This is a genomic window from Streptomyces radiopugnans (assembly GCF_900110735.1).
In the GTDB taxonomy this organism is placed as follows: Bacteria; Actinomycetota; Actinomycetes; order Streptomycetales; family Streptomycetaceae; genus Streptomyces; species Streptomyces radiopugnans.
This window is the reverse complement of the sequence record NZ_FOET01000022.1, coordinates 1-15,114: the sequence shown is the minus strand read 5'-3', so window position 1 is coordinate 15,114 and position 15,114 is coordinate 1. Positions and strand designations below refer to the sequence as shown.

General features: G+C 69.2%; 18 protein-coding genes and 3 pseudogenes. 6 read left to right on the top strand and 15 right to left on the bottom strand.

Annotation, left to right across the window (positions count from 1 at the left end):
* Nucleotides 1–38: 38 nt before the first annotated feature.
* The gene (locus BMY40_RS25895; protein WP_093663220.1) at nt 39–557 is read right to left on the bottom strand and encodes a hypothetical protein; all 519 of its coding nucleotides are present in this window, start codon (nt 555–557) and stop codon (nt 39–41) included.
* A gap of 42 nt (nt 558–599) precedes the next feature.
* A complete protein-coding gene (locus tag BMY40_RS25890) occupies nt 600–1,535 on the bottom strand; it encodes a transposase family protein (RefSeq protein ID WP_093663219.1) in 936 nt (311 codons plus the stop codon).
* Nucleotides 1,536–1,541: 6 nt separating this feature from the next.
* Between BMY40_RS25890 and BMY40_RS25885 the strand changes: the two genes are divergently transcribed.
* The gene (locus BMY40_RS25885) at nt 1,542–1,799 is read left to right on the top strand and encodes a hypothetical protein (RefSeq protein ID WP_093663218.1); all 258 of its coding nucleotides are present in this window, start codon (nt 1,542–1,544) and stop codon (nt 1,797–1,799) included.
* An 85-nt stretch (nt 1,800–1,884) separates the two neighbouring features.
* Here the strand turns inward: BMY40_RS25885 and BMY40_RS25880 are convergent, their stop codons facing one another.
* The 5 genes from BMY40_RS25880 to BMY40_RS25860 all read right to left on the bottom strand — a co-directional run bounded on the left by BMY40_RS25880 (nt 1,885) and on the right by BMY40_RS25860 (nt 6,173).
* Nucleotides 1,885–2,268: a hypothetical protein gene (locus BMY40_RS25880; RefSeq protein WP_143071828.1), complete on the bottom strand. Its 384-nt coding sequence runs from the start codon at nt 2,266–2,268 to the stop codon at nt 1,885–1,887.
* 50 nt (nt 2,269–2,318) lie between these two features.
* Nucleotides 2,319–3,308, bottom strand: a complete 990-nt coding sequence (locus tag BMY40_RS25875; protein ID WP_093663216.1) for a hypothetical protein — start codon at nt 3,306–3,308, stop codon at nt 2,319–2,321.
* 120 nt (nt 3,309–3,428) lie between these two features.
* A complete protein-coding gene (locus tag BMY40_RS25870) occupies nt 3,429–4,121 on the bottom strand; it encodes a hypothetical protein (RefSeq protein WP_093663215.1) in 693 nt (230 codons plus the stop codon).
* A gap of 110 nt (nt 4,122–4,231) precedes the next feature.
* Entirely contained in the window at nt 4,232–5,473 is a 1,242-nt protein-coding gene (locus BMY40_RS25865; protein ID WP_093663214.1) for a hypothetical protein, read from the bottom strand.
* 10 nt (nt 5,474–5,483) lie between these two features.
* The gene (locus BMY40_RS25860; protein WP_093663213.1) at nt 5,484–6,173 is read right to left on the bottom strand and encodes a hypothetical protein; all 690 of its coding nucleotides are present in this window, start codon (nt 6,171–6,173) and stop codon (nt 5,484–5,486) included.
* 210 nt (nt 6,174–6,383) lie between these two features.
* On the opposite strand from BMY40_RS25860, the gene istA reads away from it, so the two are divergent.
* The 3 genes from istA to BMY40_RS25845 are packed head-to-tail and all read left to right on the top strand — an operon-like array spanning nt 6,384 to nt 8,891.
* On the top strand, nt 6,384–7,802 hold the full coding sequence (istA, locus tag BMY40_RS25855; RefSeq protein ID WP_093663212.1) for an IS21 family transposase: 1,419 nt from the start codon (nt 6,384–6,386) through the stop codon (nt 7,800–7,802).
* The gene (locus BMY40_RS25850; RefSeq protein WP_342745093.1) at nt 7,799–8,575 is read left to right on the top strand and encodes an ATP-binding protein; all 777 of its coding nucleotides are present in this window, start codon (nt 7,799–7,801) and stop codon (nt 8,573–8,575) included. Before istA ends, BMY40_RS25850 begins: the two co-directional genes overlap by 4 nt.
* Nucleotides 8,505–8,891: a barstar family protein gene (locus BMY40_RS25845; protein ID WP_093663211.1), complete on the top strand. Its 387-nt coding sequence runs from the start codon at nt 8,505–8,507 to the stop codon at nt 8,889–8,891. The genes BMY40_RS25850 and BMY40_RS25845 overlap by 71 nt, the downstream gene beginning before the upstream one ends.
* Here BMY40_RS25845 and BMY40_RS25840 read toward each other — a convergent pair.
* A complete protein-coding gene (locus tag BMY40_RS25840) occupies nt 8,885–9,880 on the bottom strand; it encodes a tyrosine-type recombinase/integrase (RefSeq protein WP_245770334.1) in 996 nt (331 codons plus the stop codon). The genes BMY40_RS25845 and BMY40_RS25840 overlap by 7 nt on opposite strands.
* Before the next feature lie 51 nt (nt 9,881–9,931).
* Between BMY40_RS25840 and BMY40_RS28830 the strand changes: the two genes are divergently transcribed.
* Nucleotides 9,932–10,111, top strand: a complete 180-nt coding sequence (locus BMY40_RS28830; RefSeq protein WP_245770333.1) for a hypothetical protein — start codon at nt 9,932–9,934, stop codon at nt 10,109–10,111.
* A 435-nt stretch (nt 10,112–10,546) separates the two neighbouring features.
* Here the strand turns inward: BMY40_RS28830 and BMY40_RS25835 are convergent, their stop codons facing one another.
* A complete protein-coding gene (locus tag BMY40_RS25835) occupies nt 10,547–10,861 on the bottom strand; it encodes a helix-turn-helix domain-containing protein (protein WP_093663209.1) in 315 nt (104 codons plus the stop codon).
* On the bottom strand, nt 10,858–11,922 hold the full coding sequence (locus BMY40_RS25830; protein ID WP_093663208.1) for a tyrosine-type recombinase/integrase: 1,065 nt from the start codon (nt 11,920–11,922) through the stop codon (nt 10,858–10,860). Before BMY40_RS25830 ends, BMY40_RS25835 begins: the two co-directional genes overlap by 4 nt.
* A 145-nt stretch (nt 11,923–12,067) precedes the next feature.
* On the opposite strand from BMY40_RS25830, the pseudogene BMY40_RS27625 reads away from it, so the two are divergent.
* Nucleotides 12,068–12,217 (top strand): annotated as a pseudogene (locus BMY40_RS27625) (ATP-binding protein); the annotation flags it as partial.
* Between the two features lie 26 nt (nt 12,218–12,243).
* Here the strand turns inward: BMY40_RS27625 and BMY40_RS25820 are convergent.
* The 5 genes and pseudogenes from BMY40_RS25820 to BMY40_RS25805 form a co-directional block, all read right to left on the bottom strand.
* Nucleotides 12,244–12,618, bottom strand: coding sequence for a hypothetical protein (locus tag BMY40_RS25820; RefSeq protein ID WP_093663206.1), 375 nt, complete (start codon nt 12,616–12,618; stop codon nt 12,244–12,246).
* 471 nt (nt 12,619–13,089) lie between these two features.
* On the bottom strand, nt 13,090–13,383 hold the full coding sequence (locus BMY40_RS27805; RefSeq protein WP_143071826.1) for an ACT domain-containing protein: 294 nt from the start codon (nt 13,381–13,383) through the stop codon (nt 13,090–13,092).
* 281 nt (nt 13,384–13,664) lie between these two features.
* Nucleotides 13,665–14,208: pseudogene (locus tag BMY40_RS25815) on the bottom strand (ATP-binding cassette domain-containing protein).
* Between the two features lie 5 nt (nt 14,209–14,213).
* Nucleotides 14,214–14,485: pseudogene (locus BMY40_RS25810) on the bottom strand (FtsX-like permease family protein); the annotation flags it as partial.
* Between the two features lie 231 nt (nt 14,486–14,716).
* Complete coding sequence (locus tag BMY40_RS25805) at nt 14,717–14,962, bottom strand: type II toxin-antitoxin system RelE family toxin (RefSeq protein ID WP_093663205.1); 246 nt, start codon at nt 14,960–14,962, stop codon at nt 14,717–14,719.
* Nucleotides 14,963–15,114: the final 152 nt, after the last annotated feature.

Sequence of the window (15,114 nt, the reverse complement as noted above, 5' to 3'; positions counted from 1 at the left end):
CGCGGGGGCGCGGCCCCCGGCCGGGCTGCCGCTCGTGTTCAGCCTGTCCGACCCCGCACCGCGCTGTCCCAGGCGCTGGGGCTGCGGTAGTGGTTCCTGTGCCCTGCGGCGAGCACGGATCGGAGCTCCGCGAGATGCGGGGTGTCCGCCGGGAGATCCAGTCGCGCCAGGAGGGCCAGGGCAGCCGTTGGCTCCAGGTCACCGTAGACATCGTGATATCCGCCCAGCAGCCCCTTGAACAGCGGCCGGTGCAGTGTGGGGAGCCGCGCGACGGTGTCGTACACACCCTGCTTCACGGGCCAGGGCACAGGGCTGGAACAGGCCAGAACCCGGCCGGCCCGGCGGAGCAGGGAGGCCGATCCCTCCGCCACGACGCGACCGATGTCGTTCCCGAGCACCTCGGCGAAGGCCGTCGCGGCGGTGTTGTGGTCCTCAAACCAGTCGGCCCACAGCGAGTAGGTGACAGCCTCGGCGTCCTGCTTCGCTTTCAGGCGTCGGCGATAAAGGAGATCCAGTAGCCCGAAGGCCAGCCGCACCTCGCTAGCGAGCTCGTGCACGGTAGGCGGTGAGACGTCGAGGACCTCGGTGAGGCTCGCTGTTCACCTTTGCTGGGCCAACGCCAGGTCCGCGGTCTGCTGGTGGGACAGCAGGCTGGCGACGGCTTGGACGGTGTCGCTGATGTGCTCGCGGCGGCCGAGGTGGCGGGCCAGGTCGCGCCAGTTCTTCAGATGGGCGATGCCGTGCTCAACCCGGATGCGCCGTGAGGAATGCGCCGTGCGCTGCCGCTGGTACATCTCCTCGTACCAGTCGGGAGCGTTCTTCTTGAACTTCCGGTGCGGTGGTGTCACCACCCGTCCGCCGGTCTGCGCGCCCAGGCCCTGGTATCCGGCGTCGGCGAGGATCTCCACGGCCGGCCCGTCGGCCAGGAGCTTGACCAGCCCCAGCTGGCGGGCGTGGGTGATGTCCGCGCAGCTTCCCGGCCGGGTCGGGCTGCCAAGCAGCATCCGGCCGTCCCCGTCGGTGACGACCATGGTCTTGACGGCGTTCTGCCTGGTCTTGCCGGAGATGAATTTGTCCCGGTCCCTGCGTCCGGCGGCCGGGCGCCGGACGCGGATCTCGGTGCCATCGATGATCCCGGTCCTGCCGCTGACACCGAGGCGGTCGATGACCTCGGCGAGAGTTCGCAGCCGCACGCCGGGGGCGATGGTGCAGCCTCGCTCGGCGAGCAGGGGCCGCACTTCGCCGACGGCGCGGGTGATGGTGGAACGGTCCACGCCGAACCAGCAGGCCGGCACGTCATGCGTGGTGGCGTGACGGAGGTGGACGAGCGTGGCCAGGAGCCGGTCGACGAAGACCAGCCGGTGCTTCGCGCTGGCACCGATCGCCCGCTGCCGCGGCCGGGAGGTGAGCCTGGCCTGGTGCCGCTCATGCCACAGCGGACCCAGCTCGGCGACCAGTTCGGCGATCACGTCGGCCGACAGGCCCGTGATCCTTCGGTCGCTGATGATCGCTGCACGAGATGCGTTCCCCGCCACACGACCATGATCGGCGATCAGCAGCTCGACGCCTCACCGCCTACCGTGCACGAGCTCGCTACTGCGGAGGCCGCGTTCCCGAAGATGGTGGAGAAGATCGGCAAGCTGGATTTGGCGGAGATCCAGTACAAGGTGGATGGGTGTGCGGGGGATCCGGGTGCGGACGGGTCGGCGTGCTACGACAACGCGATGACGGTGGCGGTGGCCCCGTCGGTGTTGGAGCTGTTGCTGATCACGGACCAGCCCGAAGCGGCGATCGACTGACCGCAGGGGGCCAGCACGGGCCCGGTACGGCGGCGCCCCCGCACCGTGACGGTGTGCGGAGGCGCCGCCATGTAGGGAGCAGAAGTCAGGATTCTTCGGTACTCGGGTGGTAGATCCGGTAGGCGCCGTCGTCAAGCTCGATGTACGCCTCGACCACGCTGCCCTCCCCGCTGAGGATCAAGGGTTCGACGGTGCCGTCTGCCTTGGCTTTCCACCCGACCAGCGGTTCGGAGCGACCCTTGTTCGGCCCGTCGAGGTACTGGATGCGCCATCCGTCGGCCGGGAGGAGACTGACGGTGGGCGACGGTACACCGGTGACATAGCTGAAGCCGGGGATGTCCCAGGCGGGGACAAGGCCGTTCTGGCTAGCAACGAACGGGGTGCCGTCCTCACCCCAAGCGCTGACGGGCTGGTCGAGGATGGTGGTGTGGGTCTTGCCGTCGGCGCTGGTGTGCTCGTGCTTGTACATGGCTCGGTACGGGTGTACGGCGGGGATCATCGGCCAGCTCCTGTGGGGTTTTAGATGGCTGCGCACGCACTGCACGTGGCGGCGCGCTCGGGGTCATAGCGGCGTCCGCAGGCGCAGCGGGGCCAGTCCGCGCAGGACGGGCACAGGGTGTACGAATCGGCGACGGGCACGCCGCAGGTGCCGCCGCGGCCCTCGCACTCGCGCATGGGCCGGTAGGTGACGGCCTCGGCGATGGTGCGGTCCGCGGGCACGGCGGCCGGCGCGCCCTCGTCGGCCTCAACCGGGCGGGGCGGACGGGCCCGGGTGGTGCGGCAGGCCGGGCAGGGCCGGTCCGGATCGCCCGGCACCCAGCCGTCGTCGCAGCGGGCCGGGCAGCCGCTGGGCGCCAGCAGCCACACGGCGACGTGGTCGGGCCGGTAGCCGTCCTGGTGCTCGTCGGCCTCCTTGTGCAGGGGGCGGGAGGCCCAGCCGCCGAACCAGCGGCGCTCGACGCGGTCGGCGAGCTGGGCCGGGGTGTGGTGCCTCAGTTCGGCGCGGATGGTGTCGACGACGGTGGCGGGGGCGCTGCCGCCGCAGGCCCGCATGACCTTGCCGGGCAGGGCGGCGAGGACAGCACGGACCGCGTCGGGTGACTTGGCGGCGTTCTGACAGGCGTCGCATTGGTCCGACTGCCAGGACCGGTTGAAGTAGACCCGCTCCCACTGCGGTGCCCGCTTGTCAGGCTTCCTCGAGCGGGACTCCTTGCGGACCACGTCCGCGTCGGGCCGGGCGGGAAGGGCCTGCTCGCAGGTGCGGCACAGGCCGCGGCAGCGCCGGCACAGCCCTCCCGAGGGGGAGGGTGCGTTGCAGGTGGGGCACTCGCGGCGGCACACGTCGCACAGGTGGTCTTCGGGGTGAGGCTCGGGCAGGAGCCGTTCCTTGCCCTGGCAGCGGATGCAGCGGCGGTGGTCGACCTCGCCGGGTACGGGAAGGACGGGCATGCCGGGGCACACGGGGCAGTGGACGGGGGTGTAGCCCGTTGCGGAGCGGCGGGGGATCATGCGGGCTCCCGGTGCTGCAAGGGGGCTGCTGGCGGCTGCTCGTCAGGATGCCACGCGTTGCGGGCAGCGATCCGTGGGGCAGACCGGCCGGACGCCGGTGGCGGTCGCCCGGCCGGCGGGTCAGTCGAGGATCGCGGTGGGGTCCTCCGCCTTGTCGGCCCACCAGCGGATGGCGCCGCGCTCGTCCGGCCCCGCCTTCGGCACGTACTCAGCCAGTGGCTTGCCCTCGCGGGCCTTCATCCACGCCTCGAGCTGAGCGGCGGACGGGAACGTCCCGTATCGGGTGCGGGGCATGAGCCCGCCCCACTGCTGGAGGTTGCTGAGGAAGTCGGTGGCGGTGAAGGCGTCGCCCTGCTGGGCAAGCGCCTTCACGAACTCGGCCCACTCCTCGTCCCGGTTCAGGTCGGGCTCATCCGTTGCCGTGGACGGGACGCTCGGGTCGGGGGCCTCGGGGCAGTCGACCTGGCCGGCGGCGTCCACCCACTGGCGTTCGCTGTTCTTCTGGAGGTCGGCGCCGCAGTAGTGGCAGGGCCGGACCCGCAGGTTCTCCAGCTTCCTGGGGTGGCACGTCTGGCATGGCTTCGCAGAGCCGCGCGGTCCGGCGGCGTAGCGTTTGGCGGGGGAGTAGCACTGGCCGCACCACTCGAGGCGCTGCGGCGTGTGGTCGCCGCGGTGGAGCGGCGGGGGCAGGGTGGCGTGCATGGCCGCGACGGTCGCGGCGGCGGTGGCGAGGCTGGCGTAGGCGGTGGCCTCGGGGTAGCGCTCGGCAGCGGCGTGTTCCTCGGCGAGCGCCAGGTACTGCTCAGGAGTCACTGAGTCTCCTTTGGTGAAGTGGGCTGTAGCGCCAGCATGACAGAGAGTGCCGACAGCTCTGGTAGGAACGTGGAACCTCCCCGGTCCTCGAGTTCGCCGGGCTGGTCAGGTCAGTCTTCCGAGCTTGGTGCTGCACCATGGTCGGTTCCGCTGTCGGTGGACCACGCGTGAAGCGGCGGGCGGACTTCCCGGCGGGTGAGGCCCATCGTGTCTGGCTGCCACATCACGGCATTGAAGAACGTCTCGCCGATTGCAGTCAGTGGCAGGTTCCACACCCGACCGTAGGACTTCATGTCCCACTGCGCTGCGCGGGCACGGGCAACGGAGGCCGTGATCCGGCTGATGGTGCTGTTGGCGGCCTGGCGAGCGTTGACGCCGCCGCGCTGGTAGTAGGCGGCGGAGTCTCGGGCGGCCCGGTAGATGAAGTTGTAGACCTGGCCGAGGCTGAAGGTGGCCAGCGCGTCAGCGAGGACGGCACGGGTGCCGTCGCCCTGCTTCATCTCGAGGTGGTGCTCGCGCAGCTTCATGTCCAGGTAGGCGCAGGCGTCGGCGAGGACGAGTCGGTCCCACAGGTCTTCCCACTCCAGTAGCCAGTCCTCGGGCCAGGGGCCCTCACGGAAGACGCGGTTGAGGGCGTCCAGCAGCCGCGGGGCTCGCTCACGGGGCTGCCCGGTCCCGACGAGGTGGTAGCTGACGCTGCCGAGGTAGAACGCCCCGGTGGGGGCGCCGTCACTCCACTCGAACGCGTCGTGGTGGGAGTCGGGGTGAGCGAAAACCACGGCGGGCCGGGCTTCGGCGAGGATCCGCTCGAGTTCTACCCGCACGCTGGGCAGCGCCCAGGGGCGTTCCTCGGGCCAGATCCGCAGCGGGGTGCTCATGCCAGCCTCTTCCACCGCGGGATCGTTGAACAGTGCATGCAAGGCCACAGCTTCGAACAGGGTGAGGGAATCCGGGGTGAGGTCTTCCTCGTTGGTGCGGAGGGGGAACTTCTCCAGCAGCGCGCGTCGGAGGCGTTCTTGCTTCTCCCGGGCGGCACGTTCGGCTGCGGCCTTCTGCCCGGCCTGGCAAGCGCTACACAGCACGTTGGTGAGCCTGAGGGCCTTGACGAGGTCGGTGCGGCCGGTGACGACCTTGGGCGCCCCGCACTCGGGGCATTTCAGGTCGTGACAGGTCGCGGTGCCGCAGGTCTTCACGATGCGGCTCATGTCCATGGGGCTGATGCCGTGCGCCTTGCTGACGTCGGCGACGCTGCTGGCCCAGCCTTCCCCGTCGGCCGACCGCTTCCAATAGGCGCGGTAAGCGGCCTCTTCAGCAGGGTCATTGGTGTGAACCTCAAGTTCGATGTGTGCCATAGCGTCCCCTCTACGGCCCCGAAGCCGACGTTGCGGCTTCCGTGAGGTGTTGTCGGCTGGAACGCCAGCATGACAGAGGGTGCCGACACTCCTCTCGGTTCCGGTTGAAACGGCGGGCGTTGGTCTTGGCGGCGAGGATCGCCTGCCGGATGGGCGCGGTCTTCTGGACGTAGTCGCTCAGGTCCGTCACGGGCGGCGCCTCGACCGGCTCGGCGGGCATCTCCCCGTCGGCGACGGGGTCGGGCTGGGCCGGGACGATGGGCAAGCGCCTCACGACAGCCGCAGGACGTTCCCGGGGCAGGTCCGGAACCACCGGGCCCTGCGGGGCGCTGCTGGGCGGGTCCTGGGGCGCTTGGGTGTGCTCGAGGCGCCACTGGGCCAGCCGCATGGCGGACTCCTCCTCACACGACTCGCACGGCTTTAGGGACGGCCACAGCAGCCCGCGTTCGCAGTCTGTCCGGCCGCAGGGACAGTCGGGGCGGCAGCCGCGGCGCTTGAGGTGGTGGCGCAGCCACGCGAACGGGTCACGGATGTCGTCGATGCCCTTGCCGACCAGGGACTGCTCCAGCCGCCACGCCAGCCGGCCGGGGTCGGGCCGGTCGTCGGTGAGGGCCTGGGCGACGAGCTTGCGGGCCGCGGCGCGCTGCCCGCCGGTCATGCGGTCCAGAAGGAGGTGGCGGGTCTCGGGGGCGTCCAGCACTCGGTCGATGTCTTCGGGGGCGGGCTGTCGTTTTGCTGGCCCGGCCGCAGGCCACTCGCGGCCTCCACCACTTACTAGAGCCGCCTGTCGGCGTACACGTGAACGTCCCCACCCGCGTACGGATGAAAAGGGACAGTTGTTGATGCGTTGAGACCCTCTGCTCGGCACTCTGCTGCTTGGTCGGTGAGAGGCGGCGGAAGGCGGTCGGCGATGGTCCTGGATCCGCATCGATGGTTGGAACTGCGGCGCTTTCGGAGTCTGTTGGAGTCCGGGGCGATCAGCCTCTCGGAGGTGGCACGGGAAACCGGGCTGGACCGGAAGACGGTCCGCAAGTATCTGTCGGCACCAGGTCCGGCGACCCCGCCGCGCCGGTCGCCGAACGGTCGGTCGAAAGCGAGGGTGATCGACGAGTTCGCGCCGCTGGTCGACTCGATGCTCCGGGCGGAGATCCTGATGAAGGCCGCGGTGATCCACGGGCGGCTGACCGCGGAGTACGGGTTCACCGGCAACTACCAGAGGGTCAAGCTCTACGTTCAGGAAGCCCGGCCTCGCATCGCCGAGGAACTCGGCATCACGCCGACGGAACTCGCTGGCATGCACCGCCGCTTCGAGGTCATCCCCGGTGCCCAGGCCCAGGTCGACTGGGGCGACGAGGGCAAGATCCTCGCCCACATGGGCATTCCGAAGGTCTACTCCTTCCACATGACGCTGTCGTACTCGCGCGACCCGTTCTGCTGCTTCACCACCAGCCAGGACCTCCAGACGTTCTTCGACTGCCACCGGAGGGCCTTCGCCCACTTCGGGGGCGTCCCGATGACGATCGTCTACGACCGCACGAAGACGGTCGTTCGACGGCACGTCGCTCCGGGCGAGGCGGTCCCGCTGCACCCGGAAGCGGTCGGGATCGCCGGCCACTACGACTTCGACATCGACGTTCTGGCTGCCTACCGGCCCACCGGCAAGGGCCGCGTCGAGCGGCAGGTCCTCATCGTCCGTGACCACGTCCTGTCCGGCCGGTCCTTCTCCTCCGTCGAGGAGATGGATGCCGCCTTCACCGCATGGGTGTCGCAGCGACGGGCTCAGGCCCACAGGACTCACCAGCAGATCATCGGAGAGCGAGCGGCCCGCGACCACATGGCCCTCAAACCGCTGCCGGAGACTCCGTATCTGGTGGCCGAGCGGCACCTGCGGCCGGTCGGCAAGGACTGTCTGGTCGCCTTCGACGACAACCTCTACTCGGTGCCCGCCCGCAGGGTCCGCCCGCGTCAGCTGGTGGAGATCAGAGCCACGAAGTCGCAGGTCATGCTGCACTCCACCATCGCGGACAGCAGCGGCGAGACGCTGCTGGCCACCCATCCGCGGGCGATCGGCCGCGGGGCCCGCGTCGTCGAAGAGGCCCACTGGGACGGTCTGCCCACCGGCAAGGGACGCCGCACCACCACCGGCGAGGTCCTGCCACGACCTCGCCATAAACGTCCACTGGGCGAGGAGGCCGGACCTCTGCAGGCACTGCTGAACCGGGCCGCGGCCACCCGCGTCGAGGTTGGCCGCCGTCCGCTGTCGGTCTATGGCGAGCTGACCGGCACCCGCCCCTTCACCACCGGTCCGAGCACGAGGGAAACGTCTTGAGCGAGCTGGTCTCCACCCGCATCCGCAACACGGCCGGCAAGCTCGGCCTGCCCCACCTGGCCGAAACGATCAACGAGTACACCCGGCGGGCCGGCGAGGGAAAGATGGGCTACCTCGACTTCCTCCACCTGGTCCTCTCCGAGGAACTCGCCGTCCGCGACGACCACCGCTTCCGTCAGGGCCTGCGGCTCTCGAAGCTTCCGCACCACAAGACGCTCGACGAGTACGACTTCTCCTTCCAGCCTGACCTCGATCCGCGCAAGGTCAAGGACCTGGCCACCCTCTCGTTCGTCGACGGCAAGGCGAATGCCGCCCTGCTCGGGCCGCCCGGGGTCGGCAAGACGCACATCGCCGTCGCGCTCGCGGCCTGCCGGGCCGGCTACTCGATCTACTTCACCAGCCTCGACGACATGGTCCGCCACCTCAAAGCCGCCGGCCGTCTGACGAACAAGCTCGGCACCTACCTGCGGCCCAGCGTTCTCGTCATCGACGAGGTCGGCTACCAGCCCCTCGAACGAGCCGAGGCGAATCTGGTCTTCCAGGTCATCTCCAAGCGCTACGAGAAGGGCTCGATCATCCTGACCTCGAACAAGACCTTCAGCAAAGCGCACATGTTCCGGCGAACCCGTGCGAGGCAGCGCCTCAACAGCACGGGTTCAAAATGGATGGGCACGTCACGGAGCCGCACGTATCCTGCAGGCTGTGACCGCGATATACGTGCTGGACGGAAGCCAGATCAGGACACTGGAAGACTTCTGGCGAGTCATCGGTGAGGCGATCAACGGCCTCGGTGGCTACTTCGGCAGAAATCTCGACGCCTTCGCCGACTGCCTCAGCGGTGGTTTCGGGGCGCCCGACGACGATGACTACGTGGTTGAGTGGCGGGACCATCAGGTGTCTCGCGGGTATCTGGGCTATCCGGAGACGGCTCGCCAGTTGCAGATCCGCCTGTCGCGCTGCCACCCCACGAACCGTCCAGCGGTCAGGGCCGATCTGGACGCGGCGCGTGAAGAGCGCGGAACGACCGTCTTCGACTGGTTGATCGAGATCTTCGAAGATCGCGCCCCTGGCGTCCTGCGGCTTCAGTGATGGTGGACGCCCCGCTCCTCACCGCCTTCCATTCGTCCCTCGTCGACGCGGTCGGCGAGGTAGATCAGGGTGGCTTGCGGGTCCATGCCGAAGGCAGCGGCGACGAGCTTGGGGTCTATAGTGTTCACGAGGTCGAGCAGGCGGGTGCTGCGGATCATCCTGGGTGGGTAGCCACAGTCGTCAAGGACATGGGAAAGATAGGCAGTTGAGGCCGGGCTTCGCCCGGCCTTGGTTCCTTTGGTGACCATCACGTGCGGGTTGGCTGTCGGCCATGCTTCGCGGTGGGCCAGGCAGCGTTGCAGCACCGTCCAGGAGGCGGGATCCATCGGGACGGGATGGGGTCGCTTGCCGAGCCGGACCGTCTGAGCCGCCGCGTCGATGTCGGTGATCTGCAGCATCCGGACCTCGGTGCTGGAGGCACCATGCAGTAGAGCGAGCATGCCGAGCAGAGCCTCGTGCGGGTGAACCTGATCGTCAGTGCTCCAGCGGCGAAAGAGCTCACGCTGCTGGTCAATCGTGAGAGTCCGGCCGCGGAAGCCGTTCTGTTCCTTCACGATCAGAGTGCGGGTCGGGTCGATCAGCACGATGTGCTTGGAGCGGGCAAAGCGGAAGAACTGCCGCAGCACCACCAGACGGCGCTTGCGGGCCTTGGGCAAGGTGGCTAGGAAGGCTTCGACATCCTGCACGTCGGCCAGAGCCCAATCGTCCTTGCCGCGCTGCTCAGTGAGGAAGCGGGCCAGGTCACGCAGGATGCTCAAGGCGGTTTCCAGGGTTTGGTTGCTGCGGGGGCGGGTGCCGGCCCGGCGGGCCCGGTCCTGGGCCCGCATGCGAGAGGCGTCGAAAGCGGCCACGGCCGGCCTGAGCGGTTCTGGGACGGCGTCGATGCGGTGCTTGCGCCGCCCGGCGGCGAGCCGTTCGGCCTGGTCAGTGGGTAGGGCCAGGCCTCGATGGGTGAAGAAGTCCTCAAGCGCGCGGGCGAAGGTGCCCATCGATCGTCCTGGTCGACGGGACCGTTCCAGAAGTGCCTGGGGTGAGTTGGAGTGCTCGTCCTGCAGGAGGCTGCCGAGGTCGGTGATCAGGCCGCAGGCCCTGGAGACGCAGAAGCGGGCCGCAACATGCCCGACGAAGTCGTCCAGCCACGCCGGCGGGTTCACGAGTTGGTCGCGCAGGTGTTCGCCGCGAATGAAGGGGCGACCGGGGTGTTTCTGCCAGCAGGCTGAACACAGGCCCAGGCCAGCATGCCGTCGCAGCTGCCCGCACTCGCGGCAGCTCCGCGGGGGCTGCTTGTCCTGTCGGGGCCGGGAGCAATGTCCGCACCAGCCGGTCTCCTCGCGGAGATATCCCTGCCTGCCACAGCGAGGGCAGGGCTGCTGGTCGGCGAGCCGCTCGGCCTTGCGCCGGCAGACTCCGCAGAGCCGGTTATTGGCCGCACGGACCGGATGACCGCACTGTTCGCAGACGCGGGAGCACGTGATGCACCGGCCGGTGTCCTTGGGGAGCACGCGGTCCTTGCCGCAGGACGGGCATGCCGTCTTCGATGCCTGTTCCTCTATCCGGCGCCAACACCGGAAGCAGTGCTGGCGATCGAGATAGCCGACTGGGCCACCACAGGTGACGCAGTCGCGTTGTTTCTTGCCCATCGTGACGACCGCTAGTCACAGAGGCGGCATCGACCGGCCCCGGGCGGAGACGGCTTTCGGGAGGTCGGCGACGGGATGAGATGGCGTGACGGGCCGCTCGACGGGAGTGGTGTCGACCTCGATCAGGTCATTGGGAGTGCACTCCAGCGCGGTGCACAACGCGGCCAACGTGGTCATCTTCACCTGCGAGGGCTCCTTGGTGAACAGCGCGGACACCGACGCCGAGGACAACTCCAGGCCCGCCTTCTCCGCCAGCAGCCTCCGCAGCTCGGTCCCGGTCCACACCTCGCGCTGGGCGGCGGCCATCCTCAGCCGCCATCGGATCTTCATGCCGTGGTGTCCTTCCCGGTCAGCTCCGCCAGAGTGCTGGCGACCGCCCGCTGATAGGCATCCTCGATGAACGTCGCGGATGGCCGGACATACCGCATCGTCGAACTGACGGTCCAGTGACCAAGCATCTGCTGGATCGCCACAAGGTCGACGCCGCGTTCGTAGTTGTGGGTCGCGCAAGCCCTCCGCAGAGCATGCGGGCTGAACCTCTCGGCTGGCGGGCGTCCTTCGAGTTCCATGAGATACCGCAGCCGGTTGCGGATCGTTCCGCGGTGCAGGGGGCCGCCGGACTCGTCGGCGAACAGCACAGGCGAGTTGGGAAACTTGGGCCGCACGTCGTCGAGGAACCATCGCAGCACCAGGTCCAGGCCGTCGAGCATGGGCACCCAGCGCGGACGCGGCCCGGAGGTGTGGGCTCCCTTGCCGAAGCGAACGTGGAGCTTGCCGAAAGGACCGCGGGTGAAGTGCACGTCCGGTTTGTCCAGCAGCGATGCCTCCTCCGAGCGGAGTCCGGCGTGATACAGCGTCCGGAACATCGCATAGTCCCTCGCTGCGGGCCCGTACTTCCTGGCGGTGGCGATCCGCTGCTTCATGAAGTCGAAGAACTCCGCCACCCGCTCCGGTGTCGGCGGTGGCACCAAGGCCGGGGAATCGTCGCCGACATGCCGGGAAGCGTTGAACTCGTCGACCGGGCAGACCAGCCGGGCGCCGAACGCGGCCTCGATCTCGGCCGCCTTGCGGGCTTGCAGGAACCGGTGGAACCCCTTGAAGACCTGGACATACTCGCGACGTGTCGAGGTCTTGCGGCCCTTCACGGCGAGGTCGCCGACGACGCGGTCGATGTCCTCCGGGGTCACCTCCCACGCGGGCCGACCCAACGCGGCCAGCGTCCGCTCCAGAAGACCGATGTCGTTGTCGATGGTCACCGGGCTGAACCCGCGGGCCCGCCACGAGGCGACGAACGCGTCGACGCACGCGGTCTGGAACTGCCACGGATCCGTGATCAGCGGCTCCTGCGGAACGGCCCCGCCCGCGATGACCTGGAATCTCGCCTCGGCCATCGGCACACCTTCCTCGCACCTGAATGGTTAAGGCAGCACCTTGAAAACCGGGGTGCCACCGCGAGAACCAACGAGGACAGCAGGAACAGGAAACGGGCAGGTGGCAGCAGCAACTCTCGTGAGGGAACAAGTGCCAGCCCCAGATGAATGGGGCCAGGTCTTCGGCGACGAGGTCCTCGCCACCGCCATCCTTGACCGGCTCCTCCACCACTGCGAAGTGATCTCCATCAACGGCCCCAGCTACCGGCTCAAGAACCGCCTCCAGGCGATCGAGCGAGAAAACGACGTGGCCTGACACCTCGCCGGAGGCCGAACACCTGATCAGTTGTTGATCACCGGCTGAAAGATCTCGGAGAACTCGCCGTTCTCGATCAGTCCGGCGATCACGTCGGTCATGCTGTCGGCGCCCGGGTCCCTGACGATCAGGCCGTCCGAGACCCAGAAGTACCGGCCCCCGAGGGCCTCGTCTGTCCCTGCCCAGAGTTTCATCAGGCGCTCGATTTCCGCGACCGTGAACACGGTCGCGGTCCAACGAGATCCATCCTCCAGAGTCACGAGGACATCGACGTTGCAGACCTCGTCCAAGTCCTCGCCATCGCTGGGCAGGAACGACGCCTCGAAACCCTCCATACGGACCCGATACCAGGGCTTGCCCCACCCTCGCTCGATCGGTTCAGACGATGTGCTGCGGCTCATCGGGCGAGTGTCCCTGGCCGGGGCATCGATCTCAACCGAGATCCCTGCCGCAGTGCCGCCACCCGTGGCCAGAACTGGGGACGTTCGTCCGTACACATCTGGGGAGAAAAGTCCGTACGCCGACAGTCCATGGCCGCCTCCGGACCATCCCCGCGGGTGCGGGGCCGACTCAAAGAGGAAATGGCCGACCTTGCACAGCCGCGGACCATCCCCGCGGGTGCGGGGCCGACTCGGGAGTGGTGGCGGCCGGGCGCCAAGGGCAGGGACCATCCCCGCGGGTGCGGGGCCGACGATCCCAAGGGGGACGACGACGGTGAGCAGGACCAACGGCAGGCCCGGACACCGGGCGGGGGCCGTCACACTCCCCACCTGGCGCCCGGTGCGTACGGCGCTCGGTTCAGGGCCCGGGCAACAGGGCGACGCCGCCGGTGCGGGAGTGGAGCACGCGGCTCAGGGCGTCGGCCGAACCGCTCACGGGCGGGCTGCGCCAGCGGCGGGACGGCGGGTGGTGGGAAGGCCTGGCCCTTCGGCGGCGCCGGCCGAAGCGGGATCCAGCGACACGTCGATCACCTCGACGAGCCTGCGCAGCCTGTGCTGTGCGCGCGGAGCGTCGGACCGCGGCACGCACACGACGACTGTGGCCGATCCCGGTGACGAGGTGGTGTATGCGAGGTCCAGCACGTGGTGGTTGTTGAGGGCAGAGGCAAGACGTGCGAGCGTCCCGTGGCCGGGCTGGATCGCGACGGTGAGCCGGACGTGTTCCATGGGTGGTGGTCCTGTCCTGTCTGTGGGGCCGTGGTGGGGCCGGAAAACGAAAAGACCCCTCGCGAGGCGCGAGAGGTCTGCGTGCGGCGGTGAACCGGGGAGGGTTACTCCTGCGGGCTCGGTGCCGGCACGCTGCCGCTGATAATCAGCTGCTGCCGCATGCGGGGCATGCTGGCAGAACCCGGCTGCCGCCCGGAAGGCCATCTCATACTGCGGACGACGGGGCCGGGGCGCGCCCCCGTGTGCGGGGGCACCCCTGAGGGCCTGTGAGCGTCGGAGGATCAGCGGGCTGCTGCGGGCAGACGGAGGCGGTCATCGCGGACTTCGGCGATCCGGTCGGCCGCGGTCAGGTGGGCGCGGTCGTGGGTGACCAGGACGGTGGCGCTGGCCGCCGGAGAGCTGGTGGGGCCGCCAGCCGGCCTGGTCGGCCAGGCCCGCTGGCGTCGAGCAGGTCCATGGCCCGGCCGCGGGCCCCGGCCGGGAAGCGTCCGTCGATCCGCGCCATGACCTGGAGCTGTTCGGCGGCCCTGAGGGAGGGCAGCAGGCTGGGCTGCCGGAAGACGATGCCGACCTTGCGGCGGCGCAGGCCGGTGAGGTCTGCGCGGCCCATACCGGCGGTGGTCTGGCCGTCGACGGCGACGGCGCCAGCGACGGGGTTGATCAGGGCGGCGGCGACGGCCAGCATACTGGACTTGCCCAAGCCGGAAGGCTGGCCACGGCGGTCAGGGTGCCCTGGGGGACCGTCAGGCTGACATGGCCCAGGGCAGTGAGGCTGTTCTCGCCGTCGGGACAGGTGAGGGTGACACCGGTCAGGTGCAGGCTCATCGGGCGCTCCCCAGGGCGGCGGCGCAGCCGGTGCCGATGAGAGCGCCGCCGACCAGCAGGATCACGACCTGGCGAGGACGTCTTTCAGCAGGCCCTCGGTGGAGGCGCCCAGGGCCTTGAGGACGGCAACATCACCGCTGCGCTGGATGGTCCACACGGTGCAGAAGGCGCCGACAACCGGGGCGGAGAGCGCGAACAGGAAGCCCCGCATCAGCTGCAGGGAGCCATCTTCGGAGGTGTAGGAGCCGATCGCGGACAGCGATGACCAGGTAGGCACCCGGGTCCAGGGCGGTGATCACCAGCGCGGCGATCTCGCTTCTGTACCGCTCCTCCTCACCGTGCAGCCCACGCATCTGCTCAACGACCGTGCTCCGTCGCTCCGCGGCGTGCGGCAACTTCGGCAAGAGAGCTCGCTGACCCATGCTCTCAACAACGCCGCCATCGGCCCCCGGGATACGAGAGGCCCCAGCATGCGCCCCCAAAGGAAGATCGGACTCCCAGCCCCCGTTCAGCGCAGGCGGCCGAGGTGGATCACATGGACGCGGACCTGGCGGTCGCTGATCTCGTACATCACCCGGTAGGCCCCGACGTGGATGCGCAGCACATCGCTGCTGCCGAAGGCGCCCTGGGGGCGGGGGTTGTCGGCGAGGTGGTCGACGGCGGTGAAGACCTGCCTCACCCCGTCGGGGTCGTCCTTGGCGAGCCGCTCCGCCTGGACCAGGGCCTCGGGCTCCCAGACGACCTCATACCTCACGCCTGGTCCTGGCCGAAGACGCGGCGGTAGGCCTCCTCGTGCGGGACGCCGGTGTCCTCGCCGCGGGCCTGGCGGGCGCGGTAGGCGGCCAGCGCCCGCAGCTCCTGCAGTTCCAGGGCATCGGCGGGGCTGACCAGCATCGCGACGGTCTG

Bases quoted from the DNA above. Each gene is read 5' to 3' on its own strand.
- BMY40_RS25885 (WP_093663218.1), top strand. From the start codon at position 1,542: ATGATCGGCGATCAGCAGCTCGACGCCTCACCGCCTACCGTGCACGAG.
- BMY40_RS25880 (WP_143071828.1), bottom strand. From the start codon at position 2,268: ATGTACAAGCACGAGCACACCAGCGCCGACGGCAAGACCCACACCACC.
- BMY40_RS25875 (WP_093663216.1), bottom strand. From the start codon at position 3,308: ATGATCCCCCGCCGCTCCGCAACGGGCTACACCCCCGTCCACTGCCCC.
- BMY40_RS25865 (WP_093663214.1), bottom strand. From the start codon at position 5,473: ATGGCACACATCGAACTTGAGGTTCACACCAATGACCCTGCTGAAGAG.
- istA (WP_093663212.1), top strand. From the start codon at position 6,384: ATGGTCCTGGATCCGCATCGATGGTTGGAACTGCGGCGCTTTCGGAGT.
- BMY40_RS25840 (WP_245770334.1), bottom strand. From the start codon at position 9,880: ATGGGCACCTTCGCCCGCGCGCTTGAGGACTTCTTCACCCATCGAGGC.
- BMY40_RS25835 (WP_093663209.1), bottom strand. From the start codon at position 10,861: ATGAAGATCCGATGGCGGCTGAGGATGGCCGCCGCCCAGCGCGAGGTG.
- BMY40_RS25830 (WP_093663208.1), bottom strand. From the start codon at position 11,922: ATGGCCGAGGCGAGATTCCAGGTCATCGCGGGCGGGGCCGTTCCGCAG.
- BMY40_RS25820 (WP_093663206.1), bottom strand. From the start codon at position 12,618: ATGAGCCGCAGCACATCGTCTGAACCGATCGAGCGAGGGTGGGGCAAG.
- BMY40_RS27805 (WP_143071826.1), bottom strand. From the start codon at position 13,383: ATGGAACACGTCCGGCTCACCGTCGCGATCCAGCCCGGCCACGGGACG.